This is a genomic window from Streptomyces sp. DS1-CR2 (assembly GCF_055760475.1).
The window spans coordinates 7,332,715-7,354,206 of the sequence record NZ_CM147085.1; the positions used below are offsets into that span (position 1 = coordinate 7,332,715).

The 21,492-nt window shown below is 69.7% G+C and carries 16 protein-coding genes and 2 pseudogenes; 9 read left to right on the forward strand and 9 right to left on the reverse strand.

Annotation, left to right across the window (positions count from 1 at the left end):
• Positions 1–4: 4 nt before the first annotated feature.
• Positions 5–1,291, forward strand: coding sequence for a M14 family metallopeptidase (locus ACY0PA_RS34420; protein WP_473086522.1), 1,287 nt, complete (start codon positions 5–7; stop codon positions 1,289–1,291).
• Positions 1,292–1,399: 108 nt separating this feature from the next.
• Positions 1,400–3,013, forward strand: a complete 1,614-nt coding sequence (locus ACY0PA_RS34425; RefSeq protein WP_473086523.1) for a BCCT family transporter — start codon at positions 1,400–1,402, stop codon at positions 3,011–3,013.
• A 24-nt stretch (positions 3,014–3,037) separates the two neighbouring features.
• Here ACY0PA_RS34425 and ACY0PA_RS34430 read toward each other — a convergent pair whose 3' ends face one another.
• Positions 3,038–3,169 (reverse strand): hypothetical protein, encoded by a 132-nt coding sequence (locus tag ACY0PA_RS34430; RefSeq protein WP_473086623.1) that lies wholly within the window; start codon positions 3,167–3,169, stop codon positions 3,038–3,040.
• An 89-nt stretch (positions 3,170–3,258) separates the two neighbouring features.
• Here ACY0PA_RS34430 and ACY0PA_RS34435 point away from each other — a divergent pair, with 89 nt between their 5' ends.
• Entirely contained in the window at positions 3,259–4,284 is a 1,026-nt protein-coding gene (locus ACY0PA_RS34435) for an oxidoreductase (protein WP_473081350.1), read from the forward strand.
• A gap of 69 nt (positions 4,285–4,353) precedes the next feature.
• Entirely contained in the window at positions 4,354–5,997 is a 1,644-nt protein-coding gene (locus tag ACY0PA_RS34440; RefSeq protein ID WP_473081351.1) for an ABC-F family ATP-binding cassette domain-containing protein, read from the forward strand.
• Between the two features lie 220 nt (positions 5,998–6,217).
• Here the strand turns inward: ACY0PA_RS34440 and ACY0PA_RS34445 are convergent, their stop codons facing one another.
• The 5 genes and pseudogenes from ACY0PA_RS34445 to ACY0PA_RS34465 form a co-directional block, all read right to left on the reverse strand.
• Positions 6,218–8,728: a Tex family protein gene (locus ACY0PA_RS34445; RefSeq protein ID WP_473081352.1), complete on the reverse strand. Its 2,511-nt coding sequence runs from the start codon at positions 8,726–8,728 to the stop codon at positions 6,218–6,220.
• A gap of 100 nt (positions 8,729–8,828) precedes the next feature.
• Positions 8,829–9,206, reverse strand: a pseudogene (locus ACY0PA_RS34450) (SCO6745 family protein); the annotation flags it as partial.
• Between the two features lie 234 nt (positions 9,207–9,440).
• Positions 9,441–9,788 (reverse strand): annotated as a pseudogene (locus ACY0PA_RS34455) (3'-5' exonuclease); the annotation flags it as partial.
• Complete coding sequence (locus ACY0PA_RS34460) at positions 9,698–9,961, reverse strand: hypothetical protein (protein ID WP_473086624.1); 264 nt, start codon at positions 9,959–9,961, stop codon at positions 9,698–9,700. The pseudogene ACY0PA_RS34455 and the gene ACY0PA_RS34460, both read right to left, overlap by 91 nt.
• Positions 9,962–9,979: 18 nt before the next feature.
• Complete coding sequence (locus ACY0PA_RS34465; protein ID WP_473081353.1) at positions 9,980–11,056, reverse strand: alkene reductase; 1,077 nt, start codon at positions 11,054–11,056, stop codon at positions 9,980–9,982.
• A 734-nt stretch (positions 11,057–11,790) separates the two neighbouring features.
• On the opposite strand from ACY0PA_RS34465, the gene ACY0PA_RS34470 reads away from it, so the two are divergent.
• From ACY0PA_RS34470 to ACY0PA_RS34490, 5 genes are all read left to right on the forward strand, one after another.
• Entirely contained in the window at positions 11,791–12,606 is an 816-nt protein-coding gene (locus tag ACY0PA_RS34470; protein ID WP_473086524.1) for an oxidoreductase, read from the forward strand.
• A 134-nt stretch (positions 12,607–12,740) separates the two neighbouring features.
• Positions 12,741–13,595: an alpha/beta fold hydrolase gene (locus tag ACY0PA_RS34475; protein WP_473081354.1), complete on the forward strand. Its 855-nt coding sequence runs from the start codon at positions 12,741–12,743 to the stop codon at positions 13,593–13,595.
• A gap of 351 nt (positions 13,596–13,946) precedes the next feature.
• The gene (locus ACY0PA_RS34480) at positions 13,947–14,534 is read left to right on the forward strand and encodes a TetR/AcrR family transcriptional regulator (RefSeq protein ID WP_473081355.1); all 588 of its coding nucleotides are present in this window, start codon (positions 13,947–13,949) and stop codon (positions 14,532–14,534) included.
• A gap of 106 nt (positions 14,535–14,640) precedes the next feature.
• On the forward strand, positions 14,641–15,177 hold the full coding sequence (locus ACY0PA_RS34485; RefSeq protein WP_473086525.1) for a TetR/AcrR family transcriptional regulator: 537 nt from the start codon (positions 14,641–14,643) through the stop codon (positions 15,175–15,177).
• Positions 15,178–15,284: 107 nt separating this feature from the next.
• A complete protein-coding gene (locus tag ACY0PA_RS34490; protein WP_473081356.1) occupies positions 15,285–17,681 on the forward strand; it encodes a SpoIIE family protein phosphatase in 2,397 nt (798 codons plus the stop codon).
• Between the two features lie 67 nt (positions 17,682–17,748).
• On the opposite strand, the gene ACY0PA_RS34495 is transcribed toward ACY0PA_RS34490, so the two are convergent.
• From ACY0PA_RS34495 to ACY0PA_RS34505, 3 genes are all read right to left on the reverse strand, one after another.
• Positions 17,749–19,047 (reverse strand): YhgE/Pip family protein, encoded by a 1,299-nt coding sequence (locus ACY0PA_RS34495; RefSeq protein ID WP_473081357.1) that lies wholly within the window; start codon positions 19,045–19,047, stop codon positions 17,749–17,751.
• Positions 19,048–19,056: 9 nt separating this feature from the next.
• Entirely contained in the window at positions 19,057–19,827 is a 771-nt protein-coding gene (locus ACY0PA_RS34500; RefSeq protein WP_411088892.1) for a maleylpyruvate isomerase family mycothiol-dependent enzyme, read from the reverse strand.
• A 147-nt stretch (positions 19,828–19,974) separates the two neighbouring features.
• The gene (locus ACY0PA_RS34505) at positions 19,975–21,384 is read right to left on the reverse strand and encodes an aldehyde dehydrogenase family protein (RefSeq protein ID WP_411088893.1); all 1,410 of its coding nucleotides are present in this window, start codon (positions 21,382–21,384) and stop codon (positions 19,975–19,977) included.
• Between the last annotated feature and the right edge of the window lie 108 nt (positions 21,385–21,492).

Sequence of the window (21,492 nt, forward strand, 5' to 3'; positions counted from 1 at the left end):
CTCGATGACACCCCGTATCCGTACCCTCGCCCTGGCCGCGACGGCGGCCGCCCTCGCCGCGCCCCTGCTCACTGCCCCGGCCCAGGCCACCTCCGCGCCGCCGCGGACCGGTTTCGAGCAGAGCGACGGCGCCCGCTGGACCGGTCAGCCCGAGGAGCAGGACTTCCTCGCGGCGGTCGACAAGGCGAGCGACCGCGTATCCGTCGAGAAGGCCGGCACCACCAAGCAGGGCAGGCCCGTCCAGCTCGTCCAGATCGGCGAGCACCGGACCCCGAACACCGTGCTGCTCATCTGCAGCCAGCACGGCAACGAACCGTCAGGCCGCGAGGCGTGTCTCACCACGATCCGTGACCTCGCCTACGCCAAGGACAAGAAGACGCAGGCCTTCCTGTCCCGCACCACCCTGCTCGTCGTGCCCACCGCCAACCCCGACGGCCGCGCCGCGAACACCCGCGGCAACTCCGACGGCATCGACATCAACCGCGACCACATCGCCCTGGAGACCGCCGAGGCGCGGGCCATGGCCGCCGTCATCCGCGACCGCAAGCCCGACGTGATCTACGACCTCCACGAGTACGGGGCCACACCCAAGTACTACGACAAGGACCTCTTCGACCTCTGGCCGCGCAACCTCAACACCGACACCCAGGTCCACGACGAGGCGGAGACCCTCTCCACGGCGTACGTCCGTCCTGCCGCCAACGCGGGCGGATACTCCACCGGCACGTACGGCATCTGGACCGACCCGGTGACCGGCGAGCCCGTCAAGCAGACCGCGGGGGACGGGCAGGAGCGCATCCTGCGCAACGTCTCCGGCGTGAAGCACGCGGTCGGACTGCTCATCGAGAGCCGCGTCGACCCCCAGACGGACGCGGAGAAGGCCGACCCGGCGCTCAACAACCGGCGCCGGGTGAAGAGTCAACTCTCCGCGCTCGGCGGCCTGTTCGCGTACACCGACCAGCATCGCGGCAGGATAGAGGCGGCCACCGGCGCCGCCCGCGTGGCCGGATACCGCGACCGCGGACCCGTCTACGTCGGCGGCGCGGACAACGACCCGGCCGAGCCCGCGGAGATCATCCAGAACCCGCCGTGCGGCTACCGCCTCGACCCGTCGCAGTACGCGTCCGTCACGGACAAGCTGGCGCTGCACGGGATCACCGTGCGCAAGGACCGGACAGGGGAAGGGGTGTTCGTGCCGCTGCGCCAGTCCGAACGGGCGCTCGTGACTCTGCTCCTCGACGCGCGTGCTCCGTACCACCTCACCGAGGGGGAGCCCGACACCACGTGCTGAAACCGGGGCGTTCACGTCGTTTGTGGTAGGTCCTGAGGGGTGAAGAACCCCGAAATCAAACCTGCCGCGGAGGCGACGGGGCGACGGAGTCCGGCGACCGACCGGGTGGTGTTCGGCGTGAGCGCCGCACTCACCGTGGCGTTCGTCATCTGGGGCTCCGTCGCCACCGACTCCCTTGAGGACGTCTCGACACGCCTCCTCAACGGGCTGATCCACAACGGCGGTTGGGCGTTCATGCTGGCCGCGTCCGGCTTCGTCGTCTTCGCGCTCTGGCTGGCGATCAGCCGGTACGGGAAGATCACGCTGGGCGACGAGGGCGAGACTCCCGAGTTCAGGACCGTCTCCTGGGTCGCCATGATGTTCAGCGCCGGCATGGGCATCGGCCTGATGTTCTACGGAGTCAGCGAGCCACTCGCCCACTACACCACACACCCGCCGGGCACCCAGCCCGTCGACTCGGCCCAGGCCATGGAGACCTCCATGGCCACGACCCTGTTCCACTGGACGCTGCACCCCTGGGCGATCTACGCCGTCGTCGGACTGGCCATCGCCTACAGCACGTTCAGGCGCCGCCGCCGGCAGACCATCAGCTCCGTCTTCGTACCGCTGATCGGCGAGCGGCACGCGCACGGCGCCTGGGGCCGCGTCATCGACATCGTCGCGATCTTCGCCACCCTCTTCGGCTCCGCCGCGTCCCTCGGCCTCGGCGCCCTGCAGATCGGCAGCGGATTCGAGGTGCTCAACTGGATGGACAAGGCGAGCACGGGCCTCCTCGTCACCATCATCGCGGTCCTCACCGTCGCCTTCGTCGCCTCGGCGGTGTCCGGGGTCGAGAAGGGCATCCAGTGGCTGTCCAACATCAACATGGTCCTCGCGCTGATCCTGGTCGTGTTCGTGTTCATCGCCGGGCCGACGATCCTGGTCCTCAACCTGCTGCCCACCTCGCTGGGCGCGTACCTCGGTGACCTGCCGCAGCTCGTCGGCAGGACCGAGGCGTCCAGCGGCAGGGGCGTCGCGGCCTGGCTGGGCAGCTGGACGGTCTTCTACTGGGCGTGGTGGATCTCCTGGACGCCGTTCGTCGGCATGTTCATCGCCCGTATCAGCAAGGGCCGCACGATCCGCCAGTTCGTCGGCGGCGTCATCCTCGTCCCCAGCACCGTCAGCCTCGTCTGGTTCGCGGTCTTCGGCGGCACGGCGATGAGCCTGAAGGAGGGCGGCGCACTCGGCAACGCCTCCACTCCCGACGCCCAACTCTTCGGTGTGCTCCACGAGTTCCCCCTCGCCACCGCGACGAGCCTGCTCGTGATGATCCTCGTCGGGATCTTCTTCGTGTCGGGCGCCGACGCGGCCTCCATCGTGATGGGCACGCTCTCGCAGAAGGGCGCCCTCGAACCCGGCCGCTTCGTGGTCATCTTCTGGGGCGTCGTCACCGGAGCCGTCGCCGCCGTGATGCTCCTCATCGGCAACGGCTCGGGCAACGCGCTGACGGGACTGCAGAACCTGACGATCCTCGTCGCCGCGCCGTTCACCCTCGTCATGATCGGGATGTGCGTGGCCCTCATGCGGGACCTGCGCCACGACCCGCTGATCGTCCGCAGCGACAGGGGCGACGAGGCCGTCGAGGCGGCGGTCATCGCCGGCCACGAGCAGTACGACGGCGACTTCGAGATCCGGATCGGGCCGGGCCAGGGCACGGAGCGTGAGGGCGACCCGATCGGCTGACCTGTTGTCGCGCGGTCGAACCGCTCAGGAGACGGCGAGCCCTGCCGCCTCCTGGGCGCAGCCCCACGCGACCGTCACCCCGGCCCCGCCGTGCCCGTAGTCCACGAGTTCAAGAGCCGTCGTCAGGCCGATGACCCCGCCGCCGACCACGATCACATCGCTGCTCGCGTCACTGTCCGCGAGCGGACCGTAGCGGAATCGGTCATGCCGTGCTCACATCAGGTCGCGGTGGGAATACTCAGGGCATGTCTGCCGAGTACGCGACCTTCGGCCTGGCACCGGCCATGCGCGCCGGTGGGGTTCTCACGAACGGGGACTACCAAGTCCACCGGGAGTTCCTGGACTTCATCGTGAACGGCTCGCCGCTGCTGTTCCAGCTCTCCGACCTCGACGCCGTCTCCCCGCTTGCCTCCGACATCCCGCCGGCGATCTTCACGGCCCACGTCCGCAGCCTGCTCCTCGAAGCGGACGCTCCGCTCCCCGACTGCCGGTACGTCATCTACGGGTGCCCGGAGTGCGAGGGCCTCGAATGCGGGGCCGTCACCGCGGTCATCGAGGCGGACGGGCCCGACGTCATCTGGCGGGACTTCGCCTGGCAGACCGGGGAGCAAGCCGACCTGGAGCTCAACGGCTACCGCGGCATAGGCCCCTTCCGCTTCCAGGGCGCCGCGTACCGCGAGGCCCTGCGGCCGCTGCTCGACGACGGCGCGGAGCCCGCGCCGGCCCGCCGCGTCCTGCTCATCGGGGCCCGCGTCGCCGTCCTCGCCAAGCTCGCCGCCGCGCTGCGCACCATCGGCATCGGCGCCGAGATCACGCAGGACGCGGCCGGTGTGCCGCCCGACGAACTGCGCACCTACGGCGCGGTCGCCTTCGGCCGCGCCGTCAGCGAGTCCGACCGGGCCGCGGTGCGCGAACAGTTCGAGCGGGCGGGCGCCGAGGCCGCCTACGTGGACGGGCTCGCCCCGATCGTCCCGCTCCTCGTCGCCCAGATAGAGAGCGCCCTGGACCGCCGCGCGGTCCCGCAGCGCCGCCTCACCCGTCTCGTCGCCGCCGACGGGGAGGCGGTCCTGGAGGTCACCTCCGCCTGCCGGGTCCGCCTCACCGCGTACCGCCTCGACCGGCTCTACCGCAGCCACGCCCAGGACGTCTTCGACGCCGTACTCGAACCGGGCCGTCACCGCATCGCCCTCGACCCGAAGGCGACCAGGGGGGAGTCGTTCGTCGTGGCCCGCACCACGGGCAGCGTGCTGGTGGCGCCGATGACCCGGTGAGGGGTGTCTTCCGCAGCCGGGGAGCGGCGGGCGTGGGCGGTCCGTCCGATCGCTAAAATCGGCGGTCTGATGACTGCCACTCTCGTAGCCAAGAACCTCGCCGCCGGGCACGGCGACCGGTCCCTGTTCTCCGGGCTCGACCTCGTGGTCGCGCCCGGGGACGTGATCGGGCTCGTCGGCGCCAACGGCGCCGGGAAGTCCACGCTCCTCAAGCTCCTCGCCGGCCTCGACACCCCCGAGCAGGGCGAGCTGCGGCTCTCGCCGCCCGGCGCGACCGTGGGGCACCTGCCCCAGGAGCCGGAGCGCCGCCCAGGCGAGACCGTGCGCGAGTTCCTCGCCCGGCGCACCGGCGTCGACGCCGCGCAGCGCGCCATGGACGAGGCCACCCAGGCACTCGTCGACGGGGCCCCGGGGGCCGACGACGCGTACTCCGTGAGCCTGGAGCGCTGGCTCGACCTCGGCGGCGCCGACCTCGACGAGCGCGCCGAGGAGATCACCGGCTCCCTCGGCCTCGGCGTCGGGCTCGACCAGGAGATGGCCTCGCTCTCCGGCGGCCAGGCCGCGCGCGCGGGCCTCGCCTCGCTGCTGCTGTCGCGCTACGACGTGTTCCTGCTCGACGAGCCGACCAACGACCTCGACCTGGACGGCCTGGAGCGCCTGGAGTCCTTCGTGCGCGGGCTGCGCGCGGGCACGGTCGTCGTCAGCCACGACCGGGAGTTTCTGACCCGCACCGTCACCAAGGTCCTGGAGCTCGACCTCGCCCAGCAGGAGATCAACCTCTACGGCGGCGGATACGAGGCCTACCTGGAGGAGCGCGAGGTCGCCCGCCGGCACGCGCGCGACGAGTTCGACGAGTACGCCGACAAAAAGTCCGCGCTCGAAGGCCGCGCCCAGATGCAGCGCGGCTGGATGGACAAGGGCGTCAAGAACGCCCGCCGCAAGGCCACGGACAATGACAAGATCGGCCGCAAGTTCCGCAGCGAGGCCAGCGAGAAGCAGGCGGCCAAGGCCCGGCAGACGCAGCGCATGATCGAGCGCCTCGACGTCGTGGACGAGCCGCGCAAGGAGTGGGAGCTGCGCATGGAGATCGCGGCGGCGCCGCGCTCCGGCGCCGTCGTCGCCACGCTGCGCGACGCGGAGGTGCGGCGCGGCGACTTCACGCTCGGTCCGGTCTCGCTCCAGATCGACTGGGCCGACCGCATCGCGATCACGGGGGCGAACGGCGCCGGGAAGTCGACGCTGCTCGGCGCGCTCCTCGGCCGGGTGCCGCTGGACGCGGGGCACGCGACGCTCGGCTCCGGTGTCGTCGTGGGCGAGGTCGACCAGGCGCGGGCCCTGTTCCACGGCTCGGAGTCGCTGCTCGACGCGTTCTGCGCGGCCGTGCCGGACACCGAGCCGGCCGAGGTGCGCACCCTGCTCGCGAAGTTCGGCCTGAAGGCCGATCACGTCCTGCGGTCGGCGGCCACGCTGTCGCCGGGCGAGCGCACCCGCGCCGCGCTGGCGCTGCTCCAGGGCCGGGGCGTCAACCTGCTCGTCCTGGACGAGCCGACCAACCACCTCGACCTGCCCGCCATCGAGCAGCTGGAGTCGGCGCTCGACTCGTACGAGGGCACGCTCCTGCTCGTCACCCATGACCGCCGCATGCTGGACGCCGTCAGGACGCAGCGCCGTCTAGAGGTCGCCGACGGCAAGGTGACGGAGCTGTCGGTCTGAGGTGCGCCGCGTGGGCTGACGGGTGCCGCGTGGGCTGACTGTGCCCCATGGCCTGATGACCCGTGCCGCATGGGCTGACCCGTGCCGAGTGGGCTGACCGGGGCCGCGTGGGCAGACGCGTGGCGCCGGGCTGACGTGTGCAGGCCGCGTTTGCACCGGCCGCCCGCGTTGACGTGCTGCCCGGGGCCGGTCACCTGCGTGGTGACCGGCCCCGGGTGCGTCAGCGCCTCTTCGGGTCGAGCAGGCCCGCGCGGCGCAGTGCCTCGGCCATCTCACTGTTCGCGGGCGCCGGCGCGGACGCGCCACCGCGCCGCTGCCCCTGGGACTGCTGCCGCTGGCCCTGGCCCTGGCCCTGGCCCTGTCCCTGGCGTCGGCCCTGGCTGCCCTGTGCCTGGCCGCCCGGTGCCTGGCCGGCCTGTCCCTGGCGCTGCTGCCCTCGCTGCTGCGGCGGGCGTCCGCCGCGCTCCCGGCGTCCGCCACCGGCACCAGCACCAGCACCCGCCCCGCCGGCGCCCGGCTCGCCCGTCGTCGGCTCGTCGTCGAGACGCAGCGTCAGCGAGATCCGCTTGCGCGGGATGTCCACGTCGAGGACCTTCACCTTGACGATGTCACCCGGCTTCGCGACGTCCCGCGGGTCCTTCACGAACGTCTTCGACATCGCGGACACATGCACGAGCCCGTCCTGGTGCACACCGACGTCCACGAACGCGCCGAACGCCGCCACATTCGTCACGACGCCCTCGAGCACCATCCCGGAGGCCAGGTCGGAGATCTTCTCGACACCGTCCTTGAAGGTCGCCGTCTTGAAGGCGGGACGCGGGTCGCGCCCCGGCTTCTCCAGCTCCTTCAGGATGTCCGAGACCGTCGGCAGACCGAACTTGTCGTCCACGAACTCGGCCGGCCGCAGCCCGCGCAGCGCCGCCGCGTTCCCGATCAGGGACGCGACCTCGCCTCCCGTCGTCTTCACCATGCGCCGGACCACGGGGTACGCCTCCGGGTGCACGGACGACGCGTCGAGCGGGTCGTCGCCGCCGCGGATCCGCAGGAAGCCCGCGCACTGCTCGTACGCCTTCGGGCCCAGCCTGGCCACGTCCTTGAGACCCTTGCGGGACGTGAACGGGCCGTTCGCGTCGCGGTGCGCCACGATGTTCTCCGCGAGGCCCGAGCCGATGCCGGACACGCGGGCGAGGAGGGGAGCGGACGCCGTGTTCACGTCCACGCCCACGCCGTTCACACAGTCCTCGACGACGGCGTCCAGGGAGCGCGACAGCTTCACCTCGGACAGGTCGTGCTGGTACTGGCCGACACCGATCGACCTCGGGTCGATCTTCACCAGCTCGGCCAGCGGGTCCTGGAGGCGGCGGGCGATCGACACGGCGCCGCGCAGCGACACGTCCATGTCGGGCAGCTCCTGCGAGGCGAAGGCCGACGCCGAGTACACCGACGCGCCCGCCTCCGACACCATCACCTTGGTGAGGTTCAACTCCGGGTGCTTGGTGATGAGTTCACCGGCGAGCTTGTCGGTCTCGCGCGACGCCGTGCCGTTCCCGATCGCGATCAGGTCGACCGAGTGCTGGGCCGCGAGGCGTGCCAGCTTGGCCAGCGCCTCGTCCCACCGGTTCGCGGGCACGTGCGGGTGGATGACGTCCGTCGCCACGACCTTGCCCGTCGCGTCGACTACCGCGACCTTCACGCCCGTACGGAAGCCGGGGTCGAGGCCCAGCGTCGCGCGCGTGCCCGCCGGGGCGGCGAGCAGCAGGTCCCGCAGATTCGCCGCGAAGACCTGCACGGCCTCGTCCTCGGCGGTGGTGCGCAGCCGCAGCCGCAGGTCAAGGCCGAGGTGCACCAGGATGCGGGTCCGCCAGGCCCAGCGCACCGTGTCGGACAGCCACTTGTCCCCGGGCCGCCCCTGGTTCCTGATCCCGAACCGGTCCGCGATGATCGGCTCGTACGAGGACGGGCCACCGGCGACGTCGCCCGGCTCCTCCGGCTCCAGGGTCAGGTCGAGGACGTCCTCCTTCTCGCCGCGGAGCATCGCGAGGATCCGGTGGGAGGGCAGCGCGGTGAACGGCTCCGAGAAGTCGAAGTAGTCGGCGAACTTGGCACCCGCCTCCTCCTTGCCGTCGCGGACCTTGGCGGCCAGCTGACCCCGGCCCCACATGCGCTCACGCAGCTCGCCGATCAGGTCGGCGTCCTCGGAGAAGCGCTCGGTGAGGATGGCGCGGGCGCCGTCGAGCGCGGCCTGCGCGTCCGCGACGCCCTTGTCGGCGTCGACGAACGCGGCCGCCGCGGCGGCCGGTTCCACCGTGGGGTCCCCGAGCAGCCCGTCCGCCAGCGGCTCAAGACCCGCCTCGCGCGCGATCTGCGCCTTGGTGCGGCGCTTCGGCTTGAACGGCAGATAGATGTCCTCGAGGCGCGCCTTGGTCTCGGCGGCCATGATCTGCGCCGCCAACTCGTCGGTCAGCTTGCCCTGTTCCCTGACCGAGTCGAGGACCGCCGCACGCCGCTCCTCCAGCTCCCGCAGATAGCGCAGCCGCTCCTCGAGCGTGCGCAGCTGCGCGTCGTCGAGCATCTCGGTCGCTTCCTTGCGGTAGCGCGCGATGAACGGGACCGTCGAACCGCCGTCGAGCAGCTCGACGGCGGCCTTCACCTGCCGCTCCCGTACGCCGAGCTCCTCGGCAATCCTGCCTTCGATGGACCCCGTGATGGGACCTGCGCTGGGTGTTGCCACGATGCCGTACCGCCTTCTCAACTGAGGGTGCGCGGCAATTGTGGCAGGTGGCGCCGACAACGGGGGGCAGCCCACCGGCCTGCCGGCGCCTGGTGGCCGTTCAGGCGGCCTTGCCGATCAGGTCGGCCGGGAACGCGCCCGCGCCCAGGGCGGTGCCCATGAAACCCGTCGCCAGCTCCGTGAGCCGGGCCACGCCCGCCTCGCCCAGGTGCGCGTACGGCTCCCGGTCGAGCCGGTCGGTCTGCGCTTCCAGGTCGCGGCGCAGCGCCACTCCGACGTCGGTCAACTCGCCCTGCGCGTCGAGCACCTTGCGCTCCCGGAGCCGGTCGGCGGCTGCGTCGAAGTCCTCGCGGGTCCAGCCGCGCGTGGCGAGCAGCCACTTCGGGGCCATGCCCTTGCCGGTTGCGACATGGCTCACCAGCGCCTCGACGGGGTCGAGGTCAGCGGCGAGCAGCGCGGCCAGGTGCCCGTCGCCGCGGTCCGGCTTATGAACAGCTCGCATGTCTCAGGCCCTCTCCTGTCTCACGAACTGCCAGGTGAGGACCCAGGGTGATGTACATCGGACCTCGGAGGTTGCTGTCTCAGACCATGCCGAGAACCGTAGCCCGTTCGTGACCTTCGAACCCGCTGCACGGCGCCGACCGTCTGGTGCGGGAGTCAACCTGTTCGGGTTTCGCGGAGTTGCGAACTTCCGCTCGCGCGCATGTCTCCGTCAACGATCAGGATTCAGCTCGGGGATTTCTGAGCGGTCGTTGATCCAAGAGAGGCCTCCGAGGTCGAGTCGTCGGCGTGTACGAGTGACGGCTACGTAGGCGAGGCGCGCTTCGCTGTCGCCAACCGGGGGTTGCGACTTGGCCGGAGCGCGGTCGGGCTCGTTCGGCGGTGGAGGGGGCTCGAAGTCCGAGGCGATCCTCACCGAAGCCCATTCCCTGCCCTTGGCCTTGTGGGCTGTCGACACGGTCACCTCGGCTACCCCTTCCGGGACCAAGCGGGCGACGGCCGACAGGATGGCGTCGGGGCCATGGGTGTCGACCAGGTCGACGAAGGGCTGCAGGTCGCGTGCAGGGCGACCACGACCGGGTCCTCGGGGTACGCCGCGACGAGTTCCTGGGACGGCTTGATGTACGGCCAGGTCGCGCCGACCGCCAGCGGGGTGAGGCCGGTCAGCCGGTACGCGTCCTCGATGTCGAGTTCGACTTGACACCTATATGACTCGCTCAGCACCCCACCCATGCCTGCCCACCAACCGAGTCAAGAAGAAATGGTGTGGGTGGGGTAGTCGGTGTAACCAGTTGCGCCGCCGGTGTAGAAGGTGTCGGGGTCGGGGGTGTTGAGGGGCGCGCCGGCGCGTATGCGCTCGACGAGGTCGGGGTTGGCGAGTGACAGGGAGCCGACGGTGATGACGTCGGCGAGGCCGTCTTCGATGTCCTTGGCGCGGGTGGGGATGTCGGTGCCGGCCCGGTTGAGGACGAGGGTGGTCGGCCACAGCTTGCGCAGGGTATGCAGGAGTTCCTCGTCGCCGCCGTGGGCGAGGACGTGCAGGTAGGCGAGGTTGAGGGGGGCGAGGGCGCGCACGAGTGCCTGGTAGAGCTCGTGGGTGTCGCTCTCCGTGATGTCGCCGAGGTTGAAGGGGTTGCCGGGGGAGATCCGGATGCCGGTGCGGCCGGCGCCGATCTCGTCGGCCACGGCGGTGGCGACCTCCACGGCGAAGCGGATGCGGTTGTCGATGGAGCCGCCGTAGCGGTCGGTGCGCTCGTTGGCGTTGGTGGAGAGGAACTGGTGCACCAGGTAGCCGTTGGCGCCGTGGATCTCGACACCGTCGGCGCCGGCGGCGATGGCGGCCGCGGCGGCGCGCCGGAAGTCGTCGACCGTGGCGGCGACTTCCTCGGTGGACAGTTCGCGGGGCTCCGGCATTTCCTGGAAGCCGGACGCGGTGAACGTGACGCCCTCCGGCTTGATCGCGGAGGGTGCTACGGGCTGTCGGCTGTGGGGGGTGTTGTCGGGGTGGGAGAGGCGTCCGACGTGCATGAGCTGGATGACGATGCGCCCGTCGGCCTTGTGTACGGCGTCGGTGACCTTCCGCCAGCCGGCGATGTGCTCATCGGTGTAGATGCCCGGGGTCACCGGGTAGCCCTGTCCGTCGGCGGAGGGCTGGGTGCCCTCGGTGATGATGAGGGCGTGCGAGGCGCGCTGGGCGTAGTACTCGGCGTTCAGCTCGGTCGGCACGCCTTCCGGGGTGGACCGGCTCCGCGTCAGGGGGGCCATCGCCACCCGGTGCGGCAGGGGGATGTCTCCGGCGGCGGTCGGGGTCCACAGGGCATTCAACATGGGCAATTCCTTAAGTAAGCATGGATTGATGGGGGTTGCGCGGGGGCCTACGGCCAACACCGCTTGCATGCGGCTCATCGGTCGGCCGGTGGGCTCCCGCAGGGCCAGCCGGAAGAGCGAGGCTCAGTTAATGGCGCGCCAAGGCGCCGCACCATGAACGCTCGCGTCACGCCGAGTCGCGGCCGTTTGAAGGGTCACGGGCAGCCAGATGCACAAGCTCCAGCACCTCGCCGTCTTCAATGAGAGCTCTCAGCCCTCATTGAATTATGACCGTAATGTTATGCGTTTGACCGATGGATCGCAAGCGACCTTCTCAGGCGGCGCCGGATCGCGTAGCGGGACACGGTGGAGAGCGCAAGCGAGCGACCCGATAGCAGATCGACGCTCAGGGCGTGAGGACCTGACGGATGCGCCATTCGGCAACCTCAAGGGCGACCCCCCGGTCGGCCTGGACGCGACCACCCCCCTGACCAACGCGGCCCGAGAGCACGCGGTCGGCCATGCAGCCCGTCCCACGGTCGCTCGCCATCGACTCGCCGGGACGACCCGCCCACCAGCTCGAACCGCCTCCAGGTGCGCCGCGCCCACCCTCCGATCTGCGACTCGACACCTAAACGCGTCACTGCTGTTGCAATATACCGAACTGTCGAAACGCACGTGATGCACTTAGCCATCAATGCTGCTACGCTCGAACTTAAGATTACGACCATAATCTAATGAGCTGGGAGCACATGATGGCAACAGCACGACCGGTGGCACTAGTAACGGGTGCCTCCTCCGGCATCGGAAAGGCAACGGCGCTCGCGCTCGTCAAGGAGGGCTTCGAGGTGATCGGGACGAGCCGGAAGGCGCCGGGGCCCGCCCGCCGCGATGGCATGACCTTCCTCACCCTCGACGTGACCAGCGACGATTCGGTCACTGCCGCGGTCGCGGAGGTAATCGAGCGATATGGACGGATCGACGTCCTGGTCAACAACGCCGGCATCGGCTCATCGGGCGCCGACGAGGAAAACTCCATCGTTCAGGCCCAGCGCGTCTTCGACATCAACGTCTTCGGCGTGATGCGCATGACGAAGGCCGTCCTGCCACACATGCGCGCCCAGAGGGAAGGACGCGTCATCAATATCTCGTCCATCCTCGGGTTCATCCCCCAGCCCTACATGGCCGCGTATTCGGCGTCCAAGCACGCGGTCGAGGGGTACTCCGAGTCGCTGGATCACGAGGTTCGCGGCCACGGCGTCCGGGTTCTGCTCGTCGAGCCCGCCGGCACCAACACCCCGTTCGATGCGAACGCCGTGGAGCCCGACATGCCGTTGCAGGTATACGCCGAGCAGCGGCGCATCGCCGACCAGGTAGCGGTGTCGTTCGGCAAGGACGGTGACGCCCCCGCCGTCGTCGTCAAGTCGATCGTCGCGGCGATCACCGACTCCAAGCCGCGGCTGCGGTACGCCGCCAGCCCGAACGCCCGCCGCATCAGCACGGCGCGCCGCCTCGTTCCTGCCCGGGCCTTCGACAAGCAGATCCGTAAGACCAACAAGCTGGCCAGCTGACACTCGTCGACCAGCCGTAAGGAGCGAGGCATCCGCCTCGTCCGCGCTCTTCAGCGTTCCCCCGCGCGACATCGCCGTGCCCGGCAAAGCACGCGCGGCCTCGAACACACCCCCACCAGCAAGAGAAGGACATCATGACCACTTATCTGGCAGACAAGGCCGAGGAACTCACCGTGGAGGGTCCCTCCGCGCGGTTCACCTACCGTCGAATGGGCCGGCAGGGCGGAGTCCCGCTGGTTCTGCTGCACCGTTTTCGCGCGACCATCGACTGGTGGGACCCTGAGTTCCTGGACTACCTGGCCGCCGACCATGACGTGATCGTCTTCGACAACATCGGAATCGGCTACACCACCGGCGAGCCGCGCGACTCTCTCGACGGATTTGCCGAGGGCGTCATCGAGTTCATCGAGGCACTCGGCCTTGCTCGGGCCGACCTGCTCGGCTGGTCCCTGGGCGGCTTCGTGGCCCAGCGCGTGGCCCTGCACCGCCCCGAACTGGTGCGCAAGCTCGTTGTGGCAGGCAGCAGTCCGACCGGCTGGGTTCCGGGTGCGCCGCCCATGAGCGAGAAGGTCCTGGGCATCATGTCCAAGCCCGACGGCGGCGACCTGGAGGACATGCTGTATCTGTTCTACCCCGAGACCGAGGCAGCCCGCGCCTCCGGGCTCACACACGTCGACCACGTCTCCACCCGACTCGCCGCCGGCGGCCCAGGCATCTCCGAAGCGGCGGCCAACGGCCTGCTCACCGCAGTGGGCAAGGTCCTGGAAGTCCCCTTCGAGCAGGTGCGCGCAGAGCTGAAAGCCATTAAGCACCCTGTCCTGTACGCCAACGGCGTCCACGACGTGATGCTCCCGGCCTTCGCCTCCTACGTTGCCGTCCAGCACCTCGACAACGCCACCTTGGTGCTGTACAGCGATGCGGGCCATGCGTTTCTCTTCCAGCACGCTAAGGCTTTCACCACTCAGGTGACCAACTTCCTCGCCGCCTGACGCACCGAACGGAGCGTCGGCGCAAAGGGGGAGGAGCGGCTGCGCCCGACGTCTCTCGACGCGGCCCCGCTCGCCCACCCGCCCTCCGGCGCCACCGTCGGCAGCCACCTTGACCCGCTCGGCGCGGTCCGGTCATCGCGCCCTGAACTGCCCGGTCAACCTGCTGCAGGGGCCCTCGCCGCGGGCAACACCGTGCCTCCCGGTCCCCGCCTCCGTGGCCGGCACCCAACTACCACGCAATGTCTCATATCTGAGCCCCGCCACTCATTGGATTATGCCCGTACTGTAATATGGGGAGCGCTGGTGACGGCGCGGACGGCAAGCAATGCCCACGGGGAGACGGAGAAGCGTGTGGCGCGATACGGGCAAGAGCACAAGGAGGCGACACGGCAACGGATCATTGAGACGGCCGGGCGCCGATTCAAGAAGGACGGCATCGACGGCTCGGGAATCTCGACGCTCATGGGAGACGCGGGGCTGACCAACGGCGCCTTCTACTCCCACTTCGCATCCAAGGACGACCTCGTCGCCACCGTTGTCGCCGACCAGCTGCAGACGCAGAGCGCGCACGTCTGCGCCCAGGCGCCCGGCCGCGCCGGACTTGAGCAGATCGTGCGTGAGTACCTCTCGGTGCGACATCGGGACAACCCGGAGGGCGGCTGCCCTTCCGCCGCCCTGCTCGACGAGATCGGCCGCTGCACAGACGCAACCAAGCAGGCGTACACCGAATGCGTGCTGCTTCTCATCGATGACATCGTCGCCCGTCTGCCCCAGGGCGATCCGCAGGCGGCACGCGTGGAGGCGCTCGGCCTCCTCGCCATGATGGCCGGGACGCTGCAGCTCTCCCGCGCCCTGTCCGACCGGCGGCTCTCGGACGAGCTTCTTGAGCAGGGCATTCGCAATGCCCTCGTCCTGCTGGGCACCGGCCAGCCCAGCTGACGTGCGCATCGTCATTTGTTTTTGGACGCGGTCTTTACGCGGACGGCCCGGTCCGTCCCGAGACGGTCAGCACTGACACTGGCTTCACCAACGCGGAAGCGCGATTCTGAAGGCGGCCGAGCGGGTGCTCGCCCAGGACCCCGGCGCGTCCATGGAGCAGATCGCCGAGGCCGCGGGCGTGGCCAGAACGACGGTGCACCGGCGGTTCGCCAGCCGCCAGGCCCTCAGCGAGGCACTCGCCGCCTCAGCTAAGCGGCAGCTCATGGAGGCCGTAGAGGACGCCCATATGGACACCGCACCGCCGCTCGTGGCGCTGCACCGCGTCACCACGAAACTCACTGCGGATCAAGAGCGTCTGGCGGTTCACACTCGGCCACCCCTTGGCCGATGCCCCGCTCACCGCAGTGATCTGGTCGGAGATCAACGCCGCCGCCCTCGAGTTTCTGGCCCGGGCGCAGAGCGAGGGCTCCTCGCCCCGGACGCGGACCTTATGTGGGCACGGCGGGTCTGCTACGCCCTCGTCGACGAGGCCCTGCACGGGGGCAGCGAGGACATGGACCCGGAGCAGGTCCGACAGAACGCGGACGCACTGGCCATGCTCGTCGTCGACACGTTTCTGCGCGGCGTGGGACCACAGGGCTGAACCAGATGCTGCCGGCGGACGCCAGGCCTCGTCTCGTCTTGCCCTCGGCCGCTCCTCGGACAATCGTGGAGAGTGCCTTGGCACAAGGCAGAAGGGCCAGGTGCACCATGCATCGCACCGGCGGGCCACCCAACCGACGCACAGATCAGCCGGACGAGGCCCAGCTCAACGAGTCCGTGACCATAGCCGTGACAGACGGGAACGGACGTGTGGCCTACTGGAGCCGCGAGGCCCAGGAGCTTCTGGGGTACGCCCCTGCAGAGATCATCGGCCGCCCCTTGGGCGATCTGTTCTCCCCCGACGGGGCGACGTTCCGGCATCGCGATGGCAGCCTGCTGCATACGAGGGCCCACCTGAGCCCGTTGCTCGGCACGACACACCAGCAGCACTTCCTCGTGACGACCGTGCCGTCACCGGAGACAGGAAAGCTGCAGGACCTCATGTGGTGGATGCTGGAGCAGCAGTCCCCATCTCTCTCGATCCACGACCGTGACGGGCGGCTGCTGTGGGCCAACGAGGCCACCCGGCGGGCGGTGGGCTTCGTCCAGAGTGAAGTACGCGGCAGACGTCTCAGCGAGTACCTCCCAGGATCCGCGTTCGAGGAGGCGGAGCGGCGGATCCTCCGGGTCGGCGAGACTGGCGAGCCGGAATACACCGAACTCTTCGTAGCACTCCCGCGTGAACCCAGGGCACATGCCTGGGCTGTGGACGTCTTCCCTCTCAAGGACGCGCACGGCCGGGTGCACGCGGTGGGCCTGGTGGTGAACGACTACTCCGAGCAGTACCGCGGCCGCGAGCGCATGGCCCTGCTGAGCGAGGCCAGGACCCGCATCGGCGCGAGCCTGGATGTGGCGGGCACCGCCCAGGAACTCGTCGACGTGACCGTGGCGGTGTCCCGCTTCGCCGACTTCGTCAGCGTCGATCTGCTGGACGACGTCTTCCGTGGTGAGTTGCCCGGCCCCGGTCCCCGTACGGGACCTGTCTCGCTGCGACGAGCGGCGCAGGGCGGCGCCCACCCTCTCCCGCCCGACGCGGCACGTGGCATCGGCGCGATCCACACCCATCCGCAATCGTCTCCCGTCGCCCGCTGCCAGGCCACTGGCCGTGCGGTGCTGGGCAACGTCAAGGACCCCGACATCGTTCGGTGGCTTGCCGAGGAACCCGTACAAGCGGCGTGCGCCCGCGCCTTCGGAACGCACTCCCTGCTCGCGGTGCCCATCCGGGCCCGTGGCGTGATCCTCGGGGCCGCCCTCTTCCTCAGGCACTCGGCCTCTCCCGACCCCTTCGGCCGCGATGACCTGACCGTCATCGAGGACCTGGTGGCCAAGGTCGGGATCTGCCTGGACAACGCCCGTCGGTTCACCCACGAGCGCGGCATCGCGCTGGCGCTCCAGCGGTCCCTGCTGCCCCAGGGGCCGACCGTCCACCCTGCCGTGGAGACGGCGTCCCGTTATGTGCCTGCGGGCGGCAACGCTGGGGTGGGCGGCGACTGGTTCGACGTGATCCCACTCCCCGGCGCGCGAGTCGGCCTCGTCGTCGGCGACGTCGTTGGGCACGGCATCAGTGCCTCAGCCACTATGGGTCGTTTGCGCACAGCGGTGCGCACCCTCGCCGACATCGACCTGGCACCTGACGAGCTCCTCACCCACCTCGACGACATCGTGACCCACTCCGGGCTCCCACAGGACATCTCCGACGCCGACGACGCCTCGGCGTCGGAGATCCCGGGAGACATTGGCGCCACCTGCCTGTACGCCGTCTACGACCCCGTCTCCGGCACCTGCTCACTGGCCCGCGCCGGCCACCCACCCCCTGTCGTGGTCGGACCGGACGGGACGGCCCATGTCGTGGATCTGCCGGCCGGCCCTCCCCTGGGGCTAGGCAGCCTGCCCTTCGAAGCGGCGGAGCTCACGGTGCCCGAAGGCAGCGTGCTGGCTCTGTTCACCGACGGCCTCATCGAAAGTCGCCATCACGACCTCGACGAAGGCAACCGCAGCCTGTGCCAGGCACTCGCCCGGCCGGAATCCTCGCTCGAAGCCCTCTGCGACACGGTCCTGAACACCCAACACCCCGCGGTCGACGGCGACGACGTCGCTCTGCTGCTGGTCCGTGCCCGGGCCCTCGGCCCGGAGAGCCTGGCTTCCTGGGATCTGCCCAGTGATCCTGCGATCGTGGCCGAGGCACGCAAACGCACCTGCGACCGTCTCACCGAGTGGGGGCTCGAGGAGGCCTCGTTCGTCACGGAGCTCGTCGTCAGCGAGTTGGTCACCAATGCCATCCGCTACGGCACCGGCCCGATCCGACTGCGACTGATCAAGGACCGGACACTCACGTGCGAGGTCTCCGACGGTAGCAGCACCAGCCCCCACCTGCGCAGGGCCCGGCTGAGCGACGAGGGCGGCCGCGGCCTGCTTCTGGTCGCCCAGCTCACCGAGCGATGGGGCACTCGCCATACGCGTACGGGCAAGACCATTTGGGCTGAACAGTTCATCCCCACCACCTGAGCGGCCTTCGGCCACGCCGCGTGACTATGGCTGGGAACGGGAACTGACACTCCCCGGTCGATGTTCGTTACGCCGGGACCGCGGCCTGCGGCTTGTCGTCGGCGGCGGCAACGCGGTGCAGCCCCTTGCGGTCGTACCAGCCCGTCACGCCGAAGCCGAAGAGTGCGGCCAGTAGGAGGCCGGCGGCCATCATGACCCAGCCGCGGGTCAGGCCGGCGTCGCCCTGGGCGTCGTAGTAGAGAATCGAGCGGACGCCGCCGGTGATCTGCCGCAGCGGCTCGAACTCCGCGAGGAGGCGGTAGAAGCCGGGCAGCGCCGCGATGGGGGTGGTGGCGCCGGCCGTCGGCACGGCCATCGCGATGAAGACCAGCGCGACGAGCAGCATGCCGGGTGTGCCGAAGACAGCGAGCAGGGCGAGCGCGCCGATCCCGACGACCGCGATCGCGCACACCGAGTACAGCCACAGCAGCGGCAGGTGGGAGGCGTCCATGCGCATGAGGCCGACTGCTCCTGCCAGCACCAGGCTGCCCATGAGTACCGAGAGGCCGACCATGATGGTGCTGCTGATGGCGAGGGTCTGCACCCGGCTCGCCCGGATCAGTGGGCGTTGTCTGCGAAGCGGCCCCGTCTCGTTGTGGGTGTAGCCGAGGGCGTGGTCGACCTGGCCGCTGATGACGTTGGCGGACAGCATGCCCAGGACCACGAGGACGAGCGCGTAGTAGAAGGCCGTCAGGCCGAAGCCGCTGTGCGAGTCGAGCGGATGGCCGTCCTGCACGTCGACGGCTGCCGGGTCGGCCAGCAGGAGGCGCGCCGCGGAGGTCAGTTTCGTCCCCTCGGCACCGGTCTGCGCGGACAACTGCCTGCCCACCTCGCGTGAGGCGTTCTCGGCTGCCTCCGTCGTCGCCACCCTCGCCAGATTGGATCCCAGGCTGCCGGCGGACTGGTTGGTCAGCACCGTGAGCGTCGGGCGAACCGGCGTCTCGGTAGACGCGGTGTCGGTCAGCGCGATGGCGGAGGAGGAGAAGTCAGCGGGCACGACGAGGGCGCCGAACAGCTTGCCCTGGCCGAGCTTCTCCTTCATCTCCTTCTCGTCCATCAACTGCCAGTCGACCTTGTCTCCACCGGTGGTGGATTGAGTGATCGACTGGGCAGTCTGCGCCCCGAGGTTGACCTGTTTCCCGCTGACGATCGCCCCCTTGTCGGCGTTGACCACGGCTACGGGAAGCTTGTGCAGGTGGCCGGCCGGATCGACGTTGGCGCCGACGTAGAGGACCGCGAACAATAGGGCCAGGACGCCGGCGATGGCGCCGTTGGCGATCCACAGTCCTCGGGCCCGCAGGACGCGAAAGGGATGAATCCCGTCCATGATGAGCGCTCACACCACCTTCACGAAGTCGAGGAACCGAGCGGCGTAGTCGGCGTCGCCGGAAATCCGCAGGTCCCGGTGGCGCCAGTCGGCCCGGTGGGTGGCCCATTCCGGAAAGTCGATGGCGCGTCCGGTGATGGTGGCCGCCGGCTTGTCCGACGGTCCGACGGTCACTACGCCGCCCGGGCCCACGGACCAGCTGCCTCCTCCCGGTCCTTCCAGCTCGATCGTGAGCGGCTGGGTGAACCAGGCCGGCCGCGCCGACCGCAGCTGATTTCTCAGGACGGCGAACATCCACTCGAGCACGGTGGCCATCCGGTTGGCGTCGGTGCCCGGAACCGGCCGCCCCAGAGCGGGAGCGATGTCGTGGCGAAGGTGGGTGTGATGGTCGAACGTCATCGCACCGGCGATCATCAGCCCGCCGGGGAACCAGCCGAGTTCAGCCATCGGCAGGCGCATCCAGTCGAGGGGCAGCCGCGCGGCCACTCCGATCATCCGGCTCCAGCGTTCGTACTCGGCGAGCGTCTGTGAGACCGGCTGGCCTCGGCGCTGGTCGACGAACACCTCGTTGGTCCGCTCGAGGTCCCTCATGCGCATCAGCGTCACCACGGAGGGGGTGAAGAAGGAGCGGCAGGTGGCGCCGATGTGCGCGACCACATCCTGGACGCTCCATCCGGCCGCGTTGCTCGCAGCGCTCCACTCCTTTTCGTCCAGTTCCCCGCAGAAGCGCAGCATCTCCGCGCGCTCGGTGCGGAAGGCTTCCGCTCGATCAGTTCTCATCGGTGGTCCCTTTCGCCGGCCCGGGGCCTGAACCCGCGAGAGGCTGGCGCCCGTCGTGTGCTGAGGTATCGGCTGGCCGGCTTGTCGTCGTGATGGATGTGAGGCTCAGCGCATCGAGCAGCCCCCGGCGGCTCGTTCCGCGCCGGTTCACGTGATCCGTCGCAGCACGCGGTCCTTGCGGCGGGTGTAGGGCGGGTAGGTGACGCGCAGGGTGTCCGGCTTGAGCGGCTTGTCGAGGACGGACTTGGTGTGGCTGAAGGTGTCTAGGGAGTACGAGCCGTGGTAGCGGCCCATACCGCTCTCGCCCACGCCACCGAAGGGCAGGCCGGGCACGGCGAGCTGGGCGGTCGGGACGCCGAAGGTCAGGCCGCCGGAGGAGGTCTCCGCGATCAGTCGCTGCTTGGAGCGTTTGGACGCGGTGAAGGCGTAGAGGGCCAGCGGCTTGTCCCGCCCGGTGATGAAGGAGATGGCCGCGTCCAGGTCGGGGACCCGGATGATGGGCAGGACGGGGCCGAAGATCTCGTCGCGCATCACGGCGGAGTCGGGCTCGACGTCTGCCAGTACGGTGGGGGCGATGTAGCGGTCGGAACGGTCGTGGTCGCCGCCGACGACGGTCCGGCCATCGTTCAGCAGGCCGGCCAGCCGGTCGAAGTGGCGCTCGTTGATGATGCGACCGTAGTCGCCGCTCCGGGCCGGATCGGTGCCGTACATCTCGCGGATCGCGTCGGTCAGGTGCGTCTCGATCTCATCACCCGCCGGGCCAATCGCGAGCACGTAGTCGGGCGCGACGCAGGTCTGGCCCGCGTTCATGAACTTGCCCCAGGCGATGCGGCGGGCGGCCGTCGCGAGATCGGAGCCGGGTTCGACGACGGCGGGGCTCTTGCCTCCGAGTTCCAGGGTGACCGGGGTGAGATGACGGGCCGCGGCGGCCATGACGATGCGCCCGACCGTGCCGTTGCCGGTGTAGAAGATGTGGTCGAACCGCTGGTCCAGCAGGGCGGTCGTCTCCGGTACGCCCCCCTCGACGACGGCCACGGCCTGCGGGTCCAGGACCCTGGGCAGCCAGTGTGCGAGCACCGCGGAGGTTGCGGGGGCGACCTCGCTGGGCTTGAGGACGACACAGTTCCCGGCGGCGAGTGCCCCGATGAGGGGGGCCAGCGCCAGATTCAGCGGGTAGTTCCAGGGACTGATGATCAGCACCGTGCCCAGCGGCTCACGCACGGTCCAGGCCCGGGCCGGCACGAGTGACAGGGGCACGGAGACCTTGCTCGGGCGCATCCATCGGTCGAGGTGGCGGAGGGTGTGGTCGATCTCCCTGACGAGGAAGCCGATCTCCATGACGTGCGACTCGGTCGCGCTCTTGCCGAGGTCGGTGTGCAGTGCCTCCGCGAAGACGTCCTGTTGCTCGGTCAGCAGACGTCGCAGCGCCTGTAGTTGCTGTTTCCGCCAGGCCAGGGGCTTGGTGCGACCCGTGTCAAAGGTGGCGCGCAGGCGTGTGACGGTTTCGGCTGCGTGCTCTGTCGTGGAGTCGATGTCCACGTGAGTGTTTGGCTTCATGCCCTGAAGCATATACGAAACGAAATCATTTCGTTTCGTATGAGTGTACGCTTTGCAATGTGACCCCTCCCACGCATCCCGCGCTCTTCAAACGCCTCAGCGCCCAGG